The following is a 19001-nucleotide window of genomic DNA, read 5'->3' as shown; positions in this document are numbered from 1 at the left end:
GGACGGGGATGAATTGTGCCTGCCCAGGGCCGGTCCGGCGTCAGCCGGCGGCGGGGGAGAAGCGCAGCACGTTCCAGGAGACGGCCGGCAGTCGTACGGCGCACCGGCCGCCGTCGGTGGTGGGGGTGGGCAACTGCCGGGGCGTCACCCGGTCGGGCTCCGCCTCCGTGTTCGTCGCCGTCGGGTCGTCCCCGGCGGCGAGGCTCAGGTGGGATGAGACGGAGAGTCCTGGCAGGCCGCGCAGGTCGAGTTCCAGCGCCAGGTCGGCCGAGCCCCGGTTGACGGCGAATACGGTCAACCCGCCCGTCTCCTCGTCGTGCACGGCGACGGTGTCGAGCACGGGGACCGCGCCGTACCGCTTCGTCTCGTAGGTCGGGCCGACCGGCTCGGTGCGCAGCACCGTGCCCCGGGCGTGCCGGGCGGTCAGCGCGAACGGGTGGAAGATGCTCTGCCGCCAGGCCGGCCCGCCGGTGCGGGTGCGGATCGGGGCGATCACGTTGGCGAGCTGGGCCTGGCAGGCCACCCCGACCCGGTCGGCGTGCCGGAGCAGGGTGATCAGCAGGTCGCCGACGACGACCGCGTCGACGGCGGTGAAGTCGTCCTCGATCAGCGCCGGGGCCTCCACCCAGCCGCGCCGGGCCAGGTCGGCCTGGAGGCGGGACTCGTACCAGACGTTCCACTCGTCGAAGCTGACCTTGAGCTTGCGCCGGTCCCGCCGCTTCGCCGCCACGTGGTCGGCCGTGGCGACCACGTCCCGGATGAAGTTGTCCATGTCGACGGCGGAGGCCAGGATGCTGGCCCGGTCGCCGTCGGACGGGTCGTAGTAGGTGTGCGCCGAGATGTAGTCGACGTGCTCGTAGGTGTGCTCCAGGACGGTCGCCTCCCAGGAGGCGAAGGTGGGCATCCGCCGGTTGGAGCTGCCGCAGGCGACCAGGCTGATCGAGGGGTCGATCATCTTCATGGCGCGAGCGGTCTCGGCGGCCAGCCGGCCGTACTCGTCGGCGGTCTTGTGGCCGACCTGCCACGGGCCGTCCAGCTCGTTGCCCAGGCACCAGAGCCGCACCCCGTACGGCTCCTCGGCGCCGTGCTTGCGGCGCAGGTCCGACAGTTGCGTCCCGCCCGGGTGGTTGGCGTACTCCAGCAGGTCGCACGCCTCCTGCACGCCCCGGGTGCCGAGGTTGACCGCCATCATCGGCTCGACCCCCGCCTCGGCGGCCCAGCTCATGAACTCGTCGAGCCCGAAGGCGTTCGTCTCGATCGTCTTCCAGGCCAGGTCGAGCCGGCGGGGGCGGTCGCCCGCCGGGCCGACGCCGTCCTCCCAGCGGTAGCCCGAGACGAAGTTGCCGCCGGGATAGCGGACCACCGAGACGCCCAGCTCCCGGGTCAGCTCCAGCACGTCGCCGCGCAGCCCCCGCGCGTCCGCCGCCGGGTGTCCCGGCTCGTAGATCCCGCCGTAGACGCAGCGGCCCATGTGCTCGACGAACGAGCCGAAGAGTCGCCGGTCGGCCGGCCCGATCGCGAAGGCGGGGTCGATCGTGAGCTGCGCGGTCCGCAAGGGGGTGCCACCTTTCCTCGTCGCGGTCCCGGGTGACCGCGGTCACCCGGTGTCCCTGGTTTCTACAACGTTGTAAGCAACGTTGTAAAGAGCCGGTCGCGAGGTAAAGTCCCCAGTCATGGCGGGAGGTGGCGCAGTGCGACACAGGCTCAAGGACGTGGCGGAGCGGGCCGGCGTGTCGGTCAAGACCGTCTCCAACGTGGTCAACGGCTACGTGCACGTCCGGCCCGACACCCGCGCCCGGGTCGAGGCGGCCATCGCCGAGCTGAACTACCGGCCCAACCTCTCCGCGCGCAACCTGCGCAAGGGGCGCACCGGGGTGATCGCGCTGGCCGTGCCCGAGCTGGACATCCCCTACTTCGCCGAGCTGGCCCGGCACGTCGTCACGGCCGCCGCCGAGCTGGGCTGGACGGTGCTCATCGACCAGACCGGCGGCGGCCGCGAGCAGGAGCGGGTGGTCGCCTCCGGCATCACCGAGCACCTGATCGACGGGCTGATCTTCAGCCCGCTGGCGCTCACCGCGGAGGACCTGACCGGGCTCGACGGCACCCCGATGGTGCTGCTCGGCGAGCGGGTCGACCACGGCCCCGCCGACCACGTCGGGATCGACAACGTGGGCGCCGCCCGGGAGATCACCGCCCACCTGGTCGGGCTCGGCCGCCGCCGGATCGCCGCCATCGGCTCGCAGCGCACCCCGGAGGGGGCGAGCGCCCGGCTTCGGCTCGCCGGCTACACCGCCGCGCTCGCCGACGCCGGCATCGACTACGACGAGGGGCTGGTGGCGCCCGCGTCGGCCTGGCACCGCGCGGACGGCGCCGCCGCGATGCGCGCGCTGCTGGCCTCCGGCGTACGCCCCGACGCCGTCTTCTGCTTCAACGACACCCTCGCCCTGGGCGCCCTGCGCGCCCTGCACGAGGCGGGACTGCGCGTCCCCGAGGACGTCGCGGTGGCCGGCTTCGACGACATCGAGGACGGCCGGTTCTCCGTGCCCACCCTGAGCACCATCGCCCCCGACAAGGAGCGCATCGCCCGGCTGGCCGTGGAGCTGCTCGCGGGCCGCATCGACGGCGACCGCAGCGCGCCGCCCCGGGAACTCTCCGCCCCCTGGCGCCTCACCCCCCGCGAAAGCACCCTCGGCCGCTGACCCGGGCTGCCCGTCGGGCCGGGTCAGTCGAAGAAGCGGGCCAGGTGGGCGGGGGTGGGGCCCGCCGCGTCCGGGGTCAGCGGGGTGAGGTCGGCGAAGATCGAGGCGCCGTCGCAGCCGACGTGCAGCGGATACCAGCGCGGGGTGCCCGGGGGGCGCTGCAGGCAGATCCCCTTGACGGTCTGCACGTCGAGCAGCCGGACGTGGGTCGGGTCGGCGACGGCGTTCACGTGCCGCCACCACGGGCTCATCACGTGCAGCACGCCGCCCGGCCGGAGCACCCGGTGGCACTCGTCGACCAGCGGCAGGAAGTCGACCAGGTGCTCCAGGATGTGCACCGCGAACAGCACGTCCACCGAGTCGTCGGCCAGCGGCAGCGAGGCGGAGAGATCGGCCACCGCGTTCACCCCCGGGGCGGGGTAGATGTCCAGCCCCAGGTTGCCCGGCCACTGCTTGGTGGCGCCGCAGCCCAGGTCGACCACGACCGGGTCGCGCCCGCCGACGCGTACCCGGCACCAGACGCCGAACACCCCGTCGAGCCGGCCCACCCGGTCCCGGACCAGGCGCAGGTCGGACTGCTCCGCGACCTCGCCGCCGAGGTGGGCCACCCCCCGGTCGAAGCGCACCTCCACCGGGAGGTCGCGCAGCCGGTCGTCGTGCCGGGCCTGGTCGGCCCACGCCTCGGCGAGGAATACGTCGATCGCCCGCAGCCGCTCGGCCGAGGGCGGGGTCTGTCCCAGCGCGACCATCCGGGTCCACCTCCCGCGGGCCGTTACCCGGATCTCCGCCCGATATGCCCCGCGACACGCCCTGCCGCGAGCCGGGGCGGTCAGCCGGTGATCGTCCGCCGGGGGCGACCGCCGCCGCGCATCCGCTGCCGAGGCGGCGGGGCGGCCGGCTTGGGCCGCTTGAGGTGGTAGCGGTGCAGCTCGTTGTTGCCGGGCAGGGACGGGTCCTCGCTCATGGCCACCAGCTCCCAGCCCTGGTCGCCGGCCCGGTTCAGGTGGGCCAGCGCGGTGTCGCCGTAGGGCGTCACGTCGACCATGGAGCCGTCCGGGCCGTACCAGACGAAGACGACCTCCCAGCCGATGTCGTTGGTGGCCGCCTGGCGGCGGCGGACCAGCAGCGCGTACTCCCACTTGAGCATGGGGTCATTGTCACCCGCCGCGAGCGGGTCGGCACGGATCAATCCTCGGCGATCCGTCCGGCGGCCACCCGCAGCCGCCGGTTGGTCTGCACCGCGTCGAGCATCCGCCGGTCGTGGGTGACCAGCAGCAGCGTTCCCGGGTAGTTGGCCAGCGCGGACTCCAACTGCTCGATGGCCGGCAGGTCCAGGTGGTTCGTCGGCTCGTCCAGCACCAGCAGGTTCACCCCGCGCCCCTGGAGCAGCGCCAGCGCCGCCCGGGTCCGCTCGCCCGGGGACAGGGTCGCCGCCGGGCGCAGCACGTGCGCCGCGCGCAGGCCGAACTTGGCCAGCAGCGTCCGCGCGTCCGCCGGCGACAGGTCCGGCACGGCGGCGCGGAACGCGTCGATCAGCGGCGCGTCGCCGAGGAAGAGCCCCCGGGCCTGGTCCACCTCGCCGACCACCACGCCCGGGCCGAGCGCGGCGTGCCCCTCGTCGAGGGGGAGCCGGCCCAGCAGGGCGGCGAGCAGCGTGGACTTGCCGGAGCCGTTCGCTCCGGTCACCGCCACCCGGTCCGCCCAGTCGACCTGGAGGGTCACCGGGCCGAGGGTGAAGCCGCCCCGGCGTACGACGGCGTCGCGCAGCGAGGCCACGACGGCGCCGGCGCGGGGCGCCGCGGCGATCTCCATCCGCAGCTCCCACTCCTTGCGGGGCTCCTCGACCACCTCCAGCCGCTCGATCAGCCGCTCGGTCTGCTTGGCCTTGGCCGCCTGCTTCTCGGTCGCCTCGGAGCGGAACTTGCGGCCGATCTTGTCGTTGTCGGTGGCCTTGCGGCGGGCGTTCTTCACGCCCTTCTCCATCCAGGCCCGTTGCGTGCGGGCGCGCGCCTCCAGCCCGGCCCGGGTGTCGGCGTACTCCTCGTACTCCTCGCGGGCGTGCCGGCGGGCCACCTCGCGCTCCTCCAGGTAGGCGGCGTAGCCGCCGCCGTAGTGCCGGATCTGCTGCTGGTGCAGGTCCAGCTCCAGCACCCGGGTCACCGTGCGGGTGAGGAACTCGCGGTCGTGGCTGACCAGCACCGTGCCGGCCCGCAGCCCGGTGACGAACTCCTCCAGCCGCTCCAGGCCGGCCAGGTCCAGGTCGTTGGTCGGCTCGTCGAGCAGGAAGACGTCGTAGCGGCTGAGCAGCAGCGAGGCCAGCCCGGCGCGGGCGGCCTGGCCGCCGGAGAGCCCGGTCATCGGGTGGTCCAGGTCGACCGTGAGGCCCAGCTCGGCGGCGACCTGTTCGGCGCGCTCCTCCAGGTCCGCCCCGCCCAGGCCGAGCCAGCGCTCCAGCGCCTCGGCGTAGTCGTCGTCCGCGCCGGGCGCGCCGTCGGTGAGCGCCGTGGTCGCCGCGTCCAACGCGGCCTGCGCGGCGGTGACCCCGGTGCGCCGGGCGAGGAAGTCCCGGACGGTCTCGCCGGCGCGCCGCTCCGGCTCCTGCGGCAGGTGCCCGACGCTCGCCGTGGGCGGGCTGAGCGCGATGCTCCCGGCCTCCACCGGCAGCAACCCGGCGAGGGTGCGCAGCAGCGTCGACTTGCCCGCCCCGTTCACCCCGACCAGCCCCACCACGTCCCCCGGCGCGACCACCAGGTCCAGCCCGGCGAACAGCGCCCGGTCCCCGTGCCCCGCGGCCAGCCCCTTGACGATCATCGTCGCGCTCATCAACCGCGACCCTATCCCGCCCCCCACCCCTCCCCACCCGCTCGCCTCCCCGCCCCCGCCGCCTCCGCGATCTTGCACTTCGTGCCCGGACGAGTGGGGCGAAAGCCGCGAACGTGGGGCCGAAAGTCCAAGATCGCGAACCAGGCTCGGGAGGCGCACGGCACACTGCTCAGGTGGTGACCACTCTGGCGATCGACTGTGGCGGCGGCGGGATCAAGGGGTCCGTGCTGGACGAGGCGGGCACGATGCGCGCCCGGCCGCTGCGGGTGCCCACGCCGTACCCGCTGCCGCCGGCCCTGTTCGTCAAGACGCTGCTCGACCTGGGCGGCCGGCTGCCCGCGGCGGACCGGCTGACCGTCGGCATGCCGGGGATGATCCGGCACGGCGTGGTGGTCGCCACCCCGCACTACGTGACCCGCTCCGGCCCCCGCTCGAAGGTCGACCCGGGCCTGCTGGCGGAGTGGTCCGGGTACGACGCGCGGACCGCGCTCGCCGAGGCGTTCGGCGTGCCGGCGCTGGTGCTCAACGACGCCGAGGTGCACGGCGCCGGGGTGGTCGCCGGGACCGGCTGCGAGCTGGTGCTGACCCTCGGCACCGGGCTGGGCAGCGCGCTCTTCGACGGCGGGGTGCTCGCCCCCCACCTGGAGCTGTCCCACGCCCCGGTGCGCTGGGGCACCACCTACGACACGTACGTGGGGGAGCCGGAGCGGCGCCGACTCGGGGACGCGTTCTGGTCCCGCCGGATCCGGCAGGTCGTGGACGGGCTGCGCCCGGTGTTCCGCTGGGACCGGCTCTACCTGGGCGGCGGCAACTCGCGCCTGATCCGGCCCGAGCAGCTCGCCCGGATGGGCGACGACGTGGTGGTGGTGCCCAACACGGCGGGCATCGTCGGCGGCGTACGCGCCTGGGACCTGGTCGCCGGCCGGCACGGCGCCCCCACCTGATCCCGCCCGCGTTCCGCCCGGGGAACAGTCGCGGTACGCCGGGTGTTGTGCCAGCGTCGGGAGAAGTGCGGCGTGACACGAGGGGGTGGGTCGAATGGATCTTCTGGCCGAGTACCGGCGGGCGACCATGTTCTTCGAGGCCGGTGACCCGACCGGAGCGGCCCGGCTGCTCGAACCGATCGTGGCGGCCGAGCCCGACAACTCGTCGGTGCGGCAGCTGCTGGCCCGGGCGTACTTCCAGTCGGCCCAGCTCAACCGGGCCGAGGAGCAGCTCCGCGAACTGGTCGACCGCGACCCCAGCGACCACTACGCCCACCACGTGCTGGGCCGGACGCTGGAGCGGCTGAACCGGCACGCCGACGCGCTGCGGCACCTGCGCATCGCGGCGGCGATGCACAGCGGCAACGACGACTACCGCACCGCCCTGGACCGGGTGCAGACCCGGGTCGCGGGCGGTCGCTGACGGCGGACGACCCGACGCCCGGGGAGCGGGCGCACGGACGGGGCAGCTCGACAGGGCTGCCCCGTCCGTACGGTCGTCACCGGATGCAGCGCAACGCCGGGCGCCGCCGGGTAGCTTGCGCGACGAGTGGAACGCCGTGGCTGTCAAACGGGTCTGATGACAACCGTGGTGTTCCACCCGTGCGGGGGTGGGGCGGAGCGCGCCGGGCGGCCTACCATCGGCGTTATGGGACGTGACCTGCCGGTGGCTGCGCGATGAAGCTGAAGCTGGACCTGCACGACATCTTCAACAAGGGTCACGACATCGACCGGGCCCTGCGCGGGATCATGGACGAGGCGGTGGCGAAGAAGGCCACCCTGGTCGAGATCATCCCCGGCAAGGGCTCCGGCCAGCTCAAGAAGCGGGTGCTGCGCTTCCTCGACCAGAAGGACGTCAAGCAGCTCTACCACCGCGTCGAGAAGGACTCGAAGAACTTCGGTCGCCTCTTCGTGCACTTCCGCTGGAAGTAGTGCCGGGACGCTCCTGCGACTAGAGGGAGTAGGTGCGGGCGACCGCCAGCATCTCCGAGCTGTGCGAGCCGACCACCCCCACGCCGGGCGGGCGGGGCCGGAAGCCGGGCAGCGCGTCCAGACCGTCGCTGGCGTCCATCGCGCGCAGCGCCATCTGCCCCGCCTTCGGCGTGACGGTAAGGGTCACCTCGACGCCCTCCGGCGGTGGGGCGTGGAAGACCACGCCGAAGCCCCAGCGGCCCTCCCGGGCCTCCGCCGGCACCGGCCGGCCGGCCACCTCCGCGCGTAGCACCGTCGCGGTCGCCGAGTCGACGTGCAGGGTGGCCAGGCGGACCTGGCGCTGCGGGACGAGCCGCAGGCGCAGGGTGCGCTCGGTGCCGGCGGTGGTGTCCGAGAGCACCTCCAGCTTCGGCGCGGGCAGGTTCGCCGCCTGCGCCGGACCGACGCGCAGCTCGGCGTCGCCGAGGCCGGGGAAGTCGGCGACCTCGACGACCCCGTCGACGTAGCCGTCGGTCCACGGCTGCGGGTCCTCCTCGTGGGAGAGCCAGCGGGCCTGCCCGGTGCCGGCGTCGAGGGCGTACATCAGGTGGGTGGGCGCGGGGTGCGCGGCGTCGAAGCGGTCGACGGCGAGCCCGACCCCGGCGAACACCACCGCCGCCAGCGCGGCGGCTGCGGCCGGCAGCGCGCCGAGCCGGCGGGCGCGCAGGGCGACCATGCCCCGTTGGCCGCCGGCCTGCGGGTGCAGGAGGTCGACCACCGGCAGCGCGGCCAGGCCGAGCAGCACCGCGACCAGCGCCGCGACGCCGCCCATCGCCATGCCGAGCGCCGGGAACAGCAGTACGACGGTGGGCAGCAGGACCACCACGGCCACCGCTGCGGCCAGGGTCGCCGCGACCACCGGCCACGGGCCGTCGATCCGCGCGCCCACCGCGACCAACCCGGCCAGCGCGCCGGCCAGGGCCGGCAGGGTGACCAGGTACGCCCCGCCGGGCACCAGCACGGCGAGCAGCACCCCGAGCAGGGCCAGCCAGCCCAGCGCGCCGATCGCGAGCGCGGCCGGGCCGACCCGGCGGCGGGTCAGCGCGTACCAGGCGAACAGGACGGCGGCGGCGAGCGCCACCACGGCCAGCCGGTACCAGGCGGGCCGGTACGGGTCGAGCAGTTCGGCGTAGCCGGGGCGGACCGCGGTGACCGCCGCCCAGAGCAGTTGGGCGGCGAGCGGGGCGATCACGATCGGTGCCAGCGTCAGCCCGAACCCGGCGGCGAGCCGGCCCCCGGTGACGCGGCCGCGCCGCCGAGCCAGCCAGCCGAGGGCCACCACGGCGGCGAGCGCGAGCAGCGCCAGCGGCAGGCTCAGCCAGCCGGGGTAGCGGACCAGCCCGCCGGGCACCGGGAAGTAGGTGGCGTCGTGCCCGGACTCCAGCGCCGTCAGGTCGACCCGGCCGAACTCGCGGGCGAGGCCGAGGGCGTTGTCGCCGTGGTGCTGGAGGCTGGCCCGGTCCATGGCCGCCGGGGTGTCCAGCGGGGTGTGGTAGATCGCCCCGCCGTCGATGTACGCCGAGTTCAGCCCGACGAAGTCGGCGTCGAGGAACGCGGTGAAGTCGGTGTCGTTGGGCAGCGCCCGGTAGATCTCCACCGCGAACGACGTGCCGACCGGGTGCGGCGCGCCCCGGCCGAAGGCGTCCACCAGCGCCGCGTTTTTCCGCGAGGTCTCGAACATGATCACCGGGCCGGTGGAGCCGCGCGCCTCCAGGTTGAGCACCACCCCGCCGTCGGCCGCCAGGGGGTGGCCCGACGCGAACGCCGACGCCCCGCACAGGCACGCCTCCTCGGCGTCGGTGAGCACGAAGACGATGTCGTTGCGCGGACGGGGGCCGGCGGCCAGCGCGCGGGCCACCTCCAGGCTCGCCGAGGTGCCGGCGGCGTCGTCGTTGCCGCCGGGCCCGGACTGGACCGAGTCGTAGTGCGCGACGAGGAAGACCCGGCCGGTCGGATCGGTGCCCGGGAGCCGGGCCACCACGTTGCGGACCCGGGCCAGGGTGGCGCCGCCGGCCGCCCCGCTGAGCTGGCCGGCCTCGGGCGCGACGGTGTCCTGCACCTCCGTCTCCAGGCCGAGGCCGCGCAGCACCCCCTCGACGTGGGCGCGGACCTGGTCGTTGGCCGGGCTGCCGGCCACGTGCGTCCGCGCCGCGACGACCTTGACGTGCTCGTACGCCCGACCCGCGCTGAACTCGCCGGGCGGCGCGTCGGCCGGTCGCGGCGCCGGGGTGCGCAGGTCGAGCAGCGTGCCGGCGCCGACGGCGACGAGCGCGACGAGCGCCGCCGCGGCGGCGGCCAACCGGCGGCGTGGCCGGGCGAGCGCACGGTCGGCGGCGCGGGTGGTGGGTGCGCCCACGGGGACTCCTCGGGGGTGGGGCCAGGGGTGGCACCAATCCTGCACCGGGGCGGCGCCCGCGGGACTCCCCCGGACGGGCGGGGCAGCGCCCGGGCCGCCCGGCGGCGGTGATCCGGCCCATGCCCGCGCCTGCGGCGCCCGTCGTGTTGTGTGCGAACGTTGTCTAATACAGGATCAGCAGGGCACTCGGAAGGAGCCCGACATCACCAGCGAACTCCCGCGTCTCGCGGCGGTGACCCGGCCGCACCGGGGGGCCGGCTCGGCCGGTTCTCCTGTCGTGCCGTACCCGCACGGCGGCATGGGAAGGCACCCCAACCTGCCTCCGGGTGAGCGGCTGCGGGTGCTGCTGGTCGAGGACGACGAGGGCGACGCCTTCCTGGTCGGCGAGCTGCTCGCCGAGACCAACTCCATGATCGAGCTGCTGGTGGCGACGAGCCTCAGCGAGGCCCGGCGGCGGGTGGTGGGCGTCGACTGCGTCCTGCTCGACCTCGGCCTGCCCGACGCGCAGGGCCTCGACGGCCTGCGCCAGGTGCTGGAGATGGCCAGCGGCGCCGCGGTCTGCGTGCTGACCGGCCGCTCCGACGAGCACCTCGGCATCGTCGCGGTCGCCGAGGGCGCGCAGGACTACCTGGTCAAGGGCGAGGTCGACGGGGTGCTGCTGACCCGCGCGCTGCGCTACGCGGTGGAGCGCAAGCGGGCCGACGAGAACGCGCGGCGGCTGCGCGAGGTCGAGCTGCGCCAGGCCGAGTCCGCCCGCCTCGAACGGGGCCTGCTGCCGCAGCCGCTGATGACGACCGACGAGGTCGCGGTGCACACCTTCTACCGGCCCGGCCGGCACGCCGCCCTGATCGGCGGCGACTTCTTCGACGTGGTGCAGACGAGCCCCGACCGGCTGGAGCTGATCGTGGGCGACGTCTGTGGGCACGGCGTGGACGAGGCGGCGCTCGGCGTGGAGCTCCGGGTCGCCTGGCGGGCGCTGATCCTCGCCGGCGTGCCGGACGACGAGGTGCTGCCGGCGCTGGAGCAGGTGCTGATGAGCGAGCGCCGCCTCCAGGAGATCTTCGCGACCGTCGCCACCGCGCGGCTGGACCTCGACGCCAACCGGGCCACCGTCCGGCTGGCCGGGCACCCGCCGCCGCTGCTGCTCGCCGGCGGCAAGGTGGTGCCCGTTCCGGCGCCCGGCGGCCTGCTGCTCGGCGTACGACCCCGCCGGCCCGTGGCCTACGACCTGGAGTTCGACACCGATGACTGGTCCCTGTTGATGTACACCGACGGGCTGATCGAGGGGCGGGTCGGCGAGGGCGACGAACGCCTCGACGTGCCCGGCCTGGGCGGCCTGCTCGCCGACCCGGCGAGTCTCGCCGTGCCGCTGGCCGAGCTGCCGGCCTGGCTGGTCGGGAGCGCCGAGCAGCTCAACGGCGGGCCGCTCGCCGACGACGTCGCCATGCTGCTGGTCAGCCGGGGCGGTGGCCGGTGACCGGAGTCCGCGAGTGGACCCTGCGTCAGCGGGTCGTCACCCTGCTCGCCGTCGTCGCGCTGCTCCTGGTCGGTCTGGCCGGTGGCGCGGTCGTCGTGGCGGCGAAGAACCGGACGCACATCGACGCGATCCTGAACAAGACCGGCCCGCTGCGGGTGCAGGCGCAGGAGGTGCTGAACGCGCTGCTGGACCAGGAGACCGCCGTGCGCGGCTACGCGGTCAGCGGCGACCCTGCCGACTTGGCCCCGTACGACGCCGGCCGGGCGCAGGAGCGCGACCTGGTCGCCGCGATGCAGCGGCTGCTCGACGACTACCCGGGCATCCGGGCGGAGCTGCGGGTCGTCGAGGAGCGGGCCGAGGCCTGGCGCCGGTCGGTGGCGGTGCCGGTGATCACCACGACGGAGCAGAGCGGCACCGCCGCCGGGCAGGCGCTCGTCACCGACCAGGCCCGGGCGCAGTTCGACCAGGTCCGCGGCGCCCTGGAGAACCTCCAGTCGAAGATCATCGAGGCCCGGCAGCAGAGCGCCGCGGACGTCCGGCGGACGAGCGACCAGCTGGTCGTCCTGCTGATCGCCGCCGTCGCGGTGGTGGTCATCGCCGGCAGCATGCTGCTGATCTCGCTGGACAAGATGGTGGTCCGCCCGCTGACCGGGCTGGCCGACCAGGTCCGGGAGGTCGCCGAGGGCGACTACCGGCACGGCATCACCGGCGCCGGCCCGCCCGAGTTCGTCCGGCTCGCCGGCGACGTCGACGCCATGCGGCGCAAGATCGCCAAGGAGCTGGACGAGGTACGGGAGGCCCGGGAGCGGATCGAGTGGGTCAACAGCCAGCTCCAGAAGCAGGCCGAGGAACTCACCCGCTCCAACCGCGACCTGGAGCAGTTCGCGTACGTCGCCTCGCACGACCTGCAGGAGCCGCTGCGCAAGGTGGCCAGCTTCTGCCAGCTCCTCCAGCGCCGGTACGCGGGGCAGTTGGACGAGCGGGCCGACCAGTACATCGCGTTCGCCGTCGACGGTGCGCAGCGGATGCAGCGCCTGATCAACGACCTGCTGGCGTTCTCCCGGATCGGTCGGCTCACCACCGGCTTCACCGAGGTCGACATGAACAAGGTCATGGGCGACGTGGCCGGCCAGACCGAGGCCGCCCGGCAGTACGCCGACGCCGAGCTGACCTGGGGCGAGCTGCCCGTCATCCGCGGCGAGGAGCCGCTGCTGACCAACCTGCTGGCCAACCTCGTCAGCAACTCGATCAAGTTCCGCCGCCCCGACGTGCCGCCGAAGGTGCACGTCTCGGCCCGGCTGGTCGGCGACGAGTGGGAGATCAGCTGCCAGGACAACGGCATTGGGATCGAGCCGGAATTCGCCGACAAGATCTTCGTCATCTTCCAGCGGCTGCACGCCAAGGACGCGTACCCGGGCACCGGGATCGGCCTGGCGATCGTCAAGAAGATCGTGGAGTACCACGGCGGCCGGGTCTGGGTGGACACCGGCACCGAGGAGGGCACCGCGATCCGCTTCACCCTCCCCGCGCTGCCCGAGGACGTCGAGGCGGCGACCGCCGCCGCCGATGCCGACGGGCCCGCGACCGACGGGCCGGCGACCGACGACGCCGGGGACGGCGACGGCACGAGCGGGGCCGAGGACGACGGCGGGACGATCGGCGGGGCGACCGGCGTGCCGGAGCAGGCCACTGGTTCCGGCGACGAGACGGACGCCACGGACGGCCCCGACCGGGCGCCGGCAGGCGGTAGAACGGGTGACATGAGGGAGACGGTGGGATGACCGCACCGGCGGACGGCAAGAGCCCGATCGAGGTCCTGCTGGTCGAGGACGACCCGGGCGACGTGTTGATGACCCAGGAGGCCTTCGAGGAGCACAAGCTCCGCAACCGGCTGACCGTCGTCTCGGACGGCGCCGAGGCGCTGGCCTACCTGCGGCGCGAGGGCCAGTACGCGGACGCGGTGACCCCGGACCTGGTCCTGCTCGACCTGAACCTGCCCCGCCGGGACGGGCGGGAGGTGCTGGAGGAGATCAAGAAGGACGAGCAGCTCTGCCGCATCCCGGTCGTGGTGCTGACCACCTCCCAGGCCGACGAGGACATCCTGCGCAGCTACCAGCTGCACGCGAACGCGTACGTGACCAAGCCGGTGGACTTCGAGCGGTTCATCTCCGTGGTCCGGCAGATCGACGAGTTCTTCGTCAGCGTGGTCAAGCTGCCGCCGCGTGGCTGACACCCTCCTCGACGACGTCGGTGGGCTGCTGCACGAGACCGCCGACCAGGTCGTGCTGCCGCTGTTCCGCAAGCTGGACGACGCCGACGTCACCGAGAAGGCGCCGGGCGAGCTGGTCACCGTCGCCGACCGTCGTGCCGAGGAGATGATCTCGGCGGCCCTGCGCCGGCTGCGCCCCGGCTCGGTGGTGGTCGGCGAGGAGGGCGTCGCCGACGACCCGGGCCTGCTGCGCCACCTGCGCGGGTCCGGCGACGTCTGGCTGGTCGACCCGGTCGACGGCACGTCGAACTTCGCGGCCGGCCGGCGGCCGTTCGCGTTGATGGTGGCGCTGCTGACCGACGGCGAGCCGGCGGCCGCCTGGGTGTTCGACCCGCTCGCCGGCACGCTGGCCGTCGGGCGGGCGGGTGAGGGGACGTGGCTGGACGGCCGGCCGGTGCGGACCGCCGTGGACACGCCGCCCGTGGACGCGCTGCGCGGTGCCGCGATGTCGCGGTTCCTGCCGCCGGCGGCGAAGGCGCGGGTCGAGGCGGGCGGCGGGCGGGTCGGCGAGCTGCTCCCCGGCCAGCACTGCGCCGGCCGGGAATACCTGGACGTGCTCACCGGCGACCAGCAGTTCGCGCTGTTCTGGCGCACCCTGCCGTGGGACCACGCCCCCGGCACCCTGCTGGTCCGGGCGGCCGGCGGCGTCGCCCGGCGCTTCGACGGCACCGACTACCACCCGGCCGACGAGGGCCACGGCCTGCTGGTCGCGGCGAGCGAGCGGGTCTGGGCGGAGGTCCACGAGGCGCTGCTCGGCGCTGCGTGACGTCGATGCGACACTACGTCGATGTCCGATGGCCGGGGCGGTCACGGGCCTGATCACGAGCGGCCGGTCCGGTATCCTGGCCGCCGGTCTCCGCCAGCAGGCCGCCGACCGGCGCCCGGCGGGGGCCGCCGCCGCGCAGCGCTGTCACCCGGGGCTGGCGGCCGACGAAAGGATGCTTTCGTGCGCAGGACCATGCCCGTCGGGCGTCGCGGCCGTCGTCCGCTGATCGTCCTGTCGGCGCGGCGTGCCCGCCGCCCGCTGCCCGCCCCGTCGGCCGTGCGCCGTCCGCTGGTCGCCCTGCTCGTCGCGGTGGCGCTGCTCCTCGGCGGCGGCGCCGTGCCCGCGTACGCGGAGCCCAACGAGGGCGGCACCAAGAAGCTGCGGGACGCCCTGGAAGCCACCGCCAAGGCGCACATCGAGGCCAAGGCGAAGCTGGACAACTCCAAGCGCCGGCAGAAGACGCTGACGGGGCAGCTGACCACGCTGGAGGGCCGGCTGGTCGAGCTGACCGCACAGGTCGGCGAGGTGGCCGCCCAGTCGTACCGGGTGGGCCGGCTCACCCCGACGGCGATGCTGCTCAACAGCGCCTCGCCCGAGGCGTTCCTGGAGCGGGCGGCGCACCTGGACCTGATGGCACAGCGCGACGGCCGGCGGCTGCGCGACCTGACCGAGGCGCGCGAGCAGGCGCGGCAGGCCAAGATCGCCCTCGACACCGAGGTCCGGGAGCAGCAGAAGCAGCTCGCGGTGATGGCGAAGAAGAAGAAGGAGGCCGAGGCGGCGCTCGCGGCGGTCAGCTCGGGAAGCAGCGGCGGCTTCAGCGGCGGGAACTCCTCCTCGGCGAAGCCGGCGCCGCGCAACCCCGACGGCTCCTGGCCCTCGGAGTCCTGCTCGGTGAACGACCCCACCACCTCCGGCTGCATCACCCCGCGCACGCTCAACGCCCTCCAGCAGACCCAGAACGCCGGCTACAAGCGGCACGTCTCCTGCTACCGCAGCGGCGGCTCCGGTGAGCATCCCAAGGGCCGGGCCTGCGATTTCTCGGCCGCCACCAACGGGTTCGAGGACAGGACCGCCACCGGCGGGGACAAGGCGTACGGGGACAGCCTCGCCGCCTGGCACGTGCGCAACGCCAGCCGGCTCGGCGTGCTCTACGTGATCTGGTACCGGCAGATCTGGCACCCGGGCACCGGGTGGCGGGCGTACGGCGGCAGCGGCAGCCCCGCCGCCGACCACACGAACCATGTTCATCTCTCGATGTACTGACCCGCGGCCCCAGGTTCCCTGCGTACCATCGCGCGGGTGAGCTCCCCATCGTCCGACGTCACGGCCCCGCCGGCCAAGCCGGAGCGGCCGGCCGCCCGGGCCCTGCCCAACGGGCTCGCCGCGTTCCTGGTCTTCTTCTCCAGCGGCGCCGTCCTGGTGCTGGAGACCGTCGCGCTGCGCCTGGTCGGGCCGTACGTCGGGGTGACCCTCCAGGTGACCAGCTCGGTCATCGGCATCGCGCTGGCGGCCATCGCGTACGGGGCGTGGTCGGGCGGCTGGCTGGCCGATCGGCGCAACCCGCGCACCCTGCTGGCCCCGGCGCTGGTGCTGGCCGGCATCGCCACCGCGGTCACCCTGCCCGTGGTCCGGTACGTCGGCGAGGTGCTGCGCGGCGGGGCGGCCACGGCCATCCTGCTGCTCGTCGCGCTCGCCGTCTTCGTGCCGGCGGCCCTGCTCGCCGCGGTCACCCCGCTGGTCGTCAAGCTCCAGCTCGCCGACCTGCGGCGCACGGGTCAGGTGGTCGGCCGGCTCTCCGGCATCGGCACGCTGGGCGGCATCACCGCCACCCTGGGCACCGGTTTCGTGCTGGTCGCCGCGCTGCCCAGCACGGTCATCCTGTTCGCCCTGGCGGCCTCGCTCGGGCTCACCGGGCTCGGTCTCGGGGTGTGGCTGCGCCGGCAGGACCGGGCGGAGCTGCCCGGCCCGGCGCGGGCCAAGGTGGCCCTGGCCGTGCTCGGTCTCGTCGGTGCCGGGCTCACCACGGTCGCCCCGAACCCGTGCGACATCGAGACGGCCTACCACTGCGCCAGCGTCGAGGCCGACCCCGGCCGGGACTCCGGCCGCACCCTGCTGCTCAACTCGGCCCAGCACTCGTACGTGGACCTGGCCGACCCCACCCATCTGGAGTACGCGTACACGCGCTGGATCGGGGCGGTGGCCGACGTGGTGGCTCCGAAGGGGCAGCGGCTGGACGCGCTGCACCTGGGCGGCGGCGGGTTCACCGTGCCGCGCTACCTGACCGCCACCCGCCCGGGCACGGACAACGTGGTGTTCGAGATCGACGGCGGGCTGGTCGAGCTGGGCGAGCGCGAGCTGGGCGTACGCCAGGGGCCGGACCTGCGGGCGGTGGTGGGTGACGCCCGGATGCTGGTGGCGGGGGAGGCGACCGACAGCCGGGACCTCGTGGTCGGCGACGCCTTCGGGCACCTGGTGGTGCCCTGGCACCTGGCCACCCGGGAGATGGCCGCCGAGATCCGTCGGGTGACCCGGCCCGGCGGCGTCTACGTGCAGAACGTCATCGACTACCCGCCGCTGCGCTTCATCCGCAGCGAGCTGGCCACCGTCGCCGCCGAGTTCCGGCACGTCGCGGTGATCGCCCCGGCGGCGGCGCTCGCCGGGCAGGAGGGCGCCAACTTCCTCATCGTCGCCTCCGACGCCCCGCTGCCGTTGGACGCGATCCGTGTCCGGCTGGTGGACCTGCGGGAGGGCGCCACCCTGCTCGCGGGCGCCGAGCTGACCGCCTTCGTCGGCGAGGCGCTGGTGCTGACCGACGACTACGCCCCGGTGGACCAGCTCCTCGCGACCGCCTGATCGGGTGACATCGGTGACCGATTCCGACCGCCGAGGTGTAGCCGGGGCAGTCCGGGGCAACAACGACTCCCATGGGTGGACCGATCCGGGACGGCGCGCAACTGCTGGGTGAGCGGTACCGGCTGATCGAGCAGCTCGGCGCGGGCGGCATGTCCGTCGTGTGGCGGGGCTACGACGAGGTGCTCGGCCGCCAGGTGGCGGTCAAGGTGCTCGCGTCCCGGCTGGCAGCCGACCGCGCGTTCCGGCACCGCATCCGGATCGAGGCGCAGGCGGCGGCGCGGCTGTGCCACCCCAACATCACCAACGTCTACGACTACGGCGAGTCCGAGCAGGCCGGCCTGACCGTGCCGTACGTCGTCATGGAGCTGGTCGACGGCGAGTCGCTGACGGGCCGGCTGCGCCGCGGGAGCCTGCCCTGGCGGGAGGCGGTGACGATCGGCGCGGAGGTCACCTCGGCGCTGGCCACCGCACACGCCCGGGGCGTGGTGCACCGGGACGTCACCCCGGGCAACATCATGCTGACCGCCACCGGCGTCAAGGTCGTCGACTTCGGCATCTCGGCGCTGGTGGGCGAGAAGGAGAAGGGGCCGGACGGGGCCCTGCTCGGCACGCCCGCGTACCTCGCCCCGGAGCGGCTCGACAACGGCCAGGTCTCCCCGGCCACGGACGTGTACGCGGTGGGCCTGCTGCTCTACCGGATGCTCACGGGCCGGCTGCCCTGGCAGGCGAGCACCACCACCCAGATGCTGCGTGCGCACATGTACAACGACCCGGAGCCGATGCCGCCGGTGCCGGGGCTCCCCGACGAGGTGCGCGACCTGGTGCGCCGGTGCCTGGCGAAGCGGCCCGAGGACCGGCCCGGCACCGCCGAGGTCGCCCGGACGCTCGCGGAGGCGGCCGGCATGATCGCGGCGGTGCCCGTCTCCCCGGCCGCCGGGCCCGTGGACCCGGCCGAGCTGGCCAGCGCCGGCACCACGATCCTGCCCTGGTCCGCCGCCACCGACGCGCTGCCGTTCTCCGGTACGCGCAACCGGCGGGCGGCGGCCCGGCGCCGCCGGGTCGAGGCGGGGGTGGCCGCCGCCGGCCTGGTGGCGGTGACCGCGGCGCTGTGGGGGGTGACCGCCCGCAGCCCGGCCAGCGGCGGCATCGACCAGCCGACGCAGGCGCGGATGGGCGCGGAGCAGCCGGCGCCCTGCCGCGTGGCGTACACGCTGCGCAAGGACTCCGGCAAGGACTTCGCCGCCGAGCTGACCCTGACCAACACCGGCCAGCAGGAGCTGCGCGCCTGGCGGATGAGCTTCACCTTTCCCGGCCAGCAGACCGTGACGAAGTCGGTGCCCGTGCCCGTACGCCAGCAGGGCCGGACGGTGCTCGTGGAGCCGGCCCCGGAGCGGGCGTTGGCCCCCGGCGCGTCGGAGAAGTTCACGCTGACCGGCCGTCACACCGGGGTCAACCCGCTGCCGGTGGAGTTCCGCCTCGGCGACGAGACCTGCGGGGTGCAGGTCTCCGGCGTGGCCGGCTCGGCGCCGAGCACCGCGCCCACCAGAAAGGCCCCGACGACCAAGGCCCCGACGACCAGGACCCCGAAGACGAAGGCCGGCACCTCCACGGGCGGCTCGAAGGCCAAGTCCGACAACTCCGGCAAGGGGAAGGGGTCGGGTGGTGGAAAAAAAGCAAGCCAGGAAAGGGACACCGACGATGACGACGACTGATTCCCTATCGGGGATCGGCTGTCAAGGTGCTGGCTGGCTTGACGGTGTAGGTCGGCTGGTTGGACGATCGCTGGTGGGGGAGGTCGCCTCG

Annotated in this window: 15 protein-coding genes and 1 pseudogene; 11 read left to right on the top strand and 5 right to left on the bottom strand. The window is 74.4% G+C overall.

Features of this window, described 5'->3' with window-relative positions; all coding sequences use genetic code 11:
- Positions 1–40: 40 nt before the first annotated feature.
- On the bottom strand, positions 41–1555 hold the full coding sequence (gene arfA / locus ACZ6Q9_RS18315; RefSeq protein ID WP_396829073.1) for an arabinosylfuranosidase ArfA: 1515 nt from the start codon (positions 1553–1555) through the stop codon (positions 41–43).
- Between the two features lie 136 nt (positions 1556–1691).
- Between arfA and ACZ6Q9_RS18310 the strand changes: the two genes are divergently transcribed.
- Entirely contained in the window at positions 1692–2699 is a 1008-nt protein-coding gene (locus ACZ6Q9_RS18310) for a LacI family DNA-binding transcriptional regulator (RefSeq protein WP_393457423.1), read from the top strand.
- Between the two features lie 23 nt (positions 2700–2722).
- On the opposite strand, the gene ACZ6Q9_RS18305 is transcribed toward ACZ6Q9_RS18310, so the two are convergent.
- From ACZ6Q9_RS18305 to ACZ6Q9_RS18295, 3 genes and pseudogenes are all read right to left on the bottom strand, one after another.
- Positions 2723–3448: a methyltransferase domain-containing protein gene (locus tag ACZ6Q9_RS18305; RefSeq protein WP_393457426.1), complete on the bottom strand. Its 726-nt coding sequence runs from the start codon at positions 3446–3448 to the stop codon at positions 2723–2725.
- Positions 3449–3600: 152 nt separating this feature from the next.
- Positions 3601–3846: pseudogene (locus ACZ6Q9_RS18300) on the bottom strand (hypothetical protein); the annotation flags it as partial.
- A gap of 38 nt (positions 3847–3884) precedes the next feature.
- Entirely contained in the window at positions 3885–5522 is a 1638-nt protein-coding gene (locus tag ACZ6Q9_RS18295) for an ABC-F family ATP-binding cassette domain-containing protein (RefSeq protein WP_396829072.1), read from the bottom strand.
- Between the two features lie 173 nt (positions 5523–5695).
- Here ACZ6Q9_RS18295 and ACZ6Q9_RS18290 point away from each other — a divergent pair, with 173 nt between their 5' ends.
- The 3 genes from ACZ6Q9_RS18290 (at position 5696) to ACZ6Q9_RS18280 (ending at position 7438) form a co-directional block, all read left to right on the top strand.
- Positions 5696–6466: an ROK family protein gene (locus ACZ6Q9_RS18290; protein ID WP_393264855.1), complete on the top strand. Its 771-nt coding sequence runs from the start codon at positions 5696–5698 to the stop codon at positions 6464–6466.
- A gap of 94 nt (positions 6467–6560) precedes the next feature.
- Positions 6561–6929, top strand: coding sequence for a tetratricopeptide repeat protein (locus ACZ6Q9_RS18285; protein ID WP_393457432.1), 369 nt, complete (start codon positions 6561–6563; stop codon positions 6927–6929).
- Positions 6930–7183: 254 nt separating this feature from the next.
- A complete protein-coding gene (locus ACZ6Q9_RS18280; RefSeq protein ID WP_013736060.1) occupies positions 7184–7438 on the top strand; it encodes a Smr/MutS family protein in 255 nt (84 codons plus the stop codon).
- Positions 7439–7457: 19 nt separating this feature from the next.
- On the opposite strand, the gene ACZ6Q9_RS18275 is transcribed toward ACZ6Q9_RS18280, so the two are convergent.
- A complete protein-coding gene (locus ACZ6Q9_RS18275; RefSeq protein ID WP_396829071.1) occupies positions 7458–9833 on the bottom strand; it encodes a M28 family peptidase in 2376 nt (791 codons plus the stop codon).
- Between the two features lie 298 nt (positions 9834–10131).
- Here ACZ6Q9_RS18275 and ACZ6Q9_RS18270 point away from each other — a divergent pair, with 298 nt between their 5' ends.
- The 7 genes from ACZ6Q9_RS18270 to ACZ6Q9_RS18240 all read left to right on the top strand — a co-directional run bounded on the left by ACZ6Q9_RS18270 (position 10132) and on the right by ACZ6Q9_RS18240 (position 18910).
- On the top strand, positions 10132–11310 hold the full coding sequence (locus tag ACZ6Q9_RS18270; protein ID WP_393264861.1) for a PP2C family protein-serine/threonine phosphatase: 1179 nt from the start codon (positions 10132–10134) through the stop codon (positions 11308–11310).
- A complete protein-coding gene (locus ACZ6Q9_RS18265) occupies positions 11307–13091 on the top strand; it encodes a sensor histidine kinase (protein ID WP_393450339.1) in 1785 nt (594 codons plus the stop codon). The genes ACZ6Q9_RS18270 and ACZ6Q9_RS18265 overlap by 4 nt, the downstream gene beginning before the upstream one ends.
- Complete coding sequence (locus tag ACZ6Q9_RS18260; protein ID WP_091102297.1) at positions 13088–13540, top strand: response regulator; 453 nt, start codon at positions 13088–13090, stop codon at positions 13538–13540. Before ACZ6Q9_RS18265 ends, ACZ6Q9_RS18260 begins: the two co-directional genes overlap by 4 nt.
- Positions 13533–14345 carry an inositol monophosphatase family protein gene (locus tag ACZ6Q9_RS18255; protein WP_393450342.1) on the top strand — a complete coding sequence of 271 codons (813 nt, stop codon included), beginning with the start codon at positions 13533–13535 and terminating at the stop codon, positions 14343–14345. Before ACZ6Q9_RS18260 ends, ACZ6Q9_RS18255 begins: the two co-directional genes overlap by 8 nt.
- Positions 14346–14537: 192 nt before the next feature.
- Positions 14538–15608, top strand: a complete 1071-nt coding sequence (locus tag ACZ6Q9_RS18250) for a coiled-coil domain-containing protein (RefSeq protein ID WP_396829180.1) — start codon at positions 14538–14540, stop codon at positions 15606–15608.
- Between the two features lie 36 nt (positions 15609–15644).
- On the top strand, positions 15645–17198 hold the full coding sequence (locus tag ACZ6Q9_RS18245) for a fused MFS/spermidine synthase (RefSeq protein WP_396829070.1): 1554 nt from the start codon (positions 15645–15647) through the stop codon (positions 17196–17198).
- Positions 17199–17269: 71 nt separating this feature from the next.
- Positions 17270–18910, top strand: coding sequence for a serine/threonine-protein kinase (locus ACZ6Q9_RS18240; RefSeq protein ID WP_396829069.1), 1641 nt, complete (start codon positions 17270–17272; stop codon positions 18908–18910).
- The last annotated feature ends 91 nt before the right edge of the window (positions 18911–19001 follow it).

The organism is Micromonospora sp. NPDC049139 (assembly GCF_055586845.1).
The sequence above is the reverse complement of the archived record's forward strand: the minus strand, read 5'-3'. Positions and strand labels throughout refer to the sequence as shown.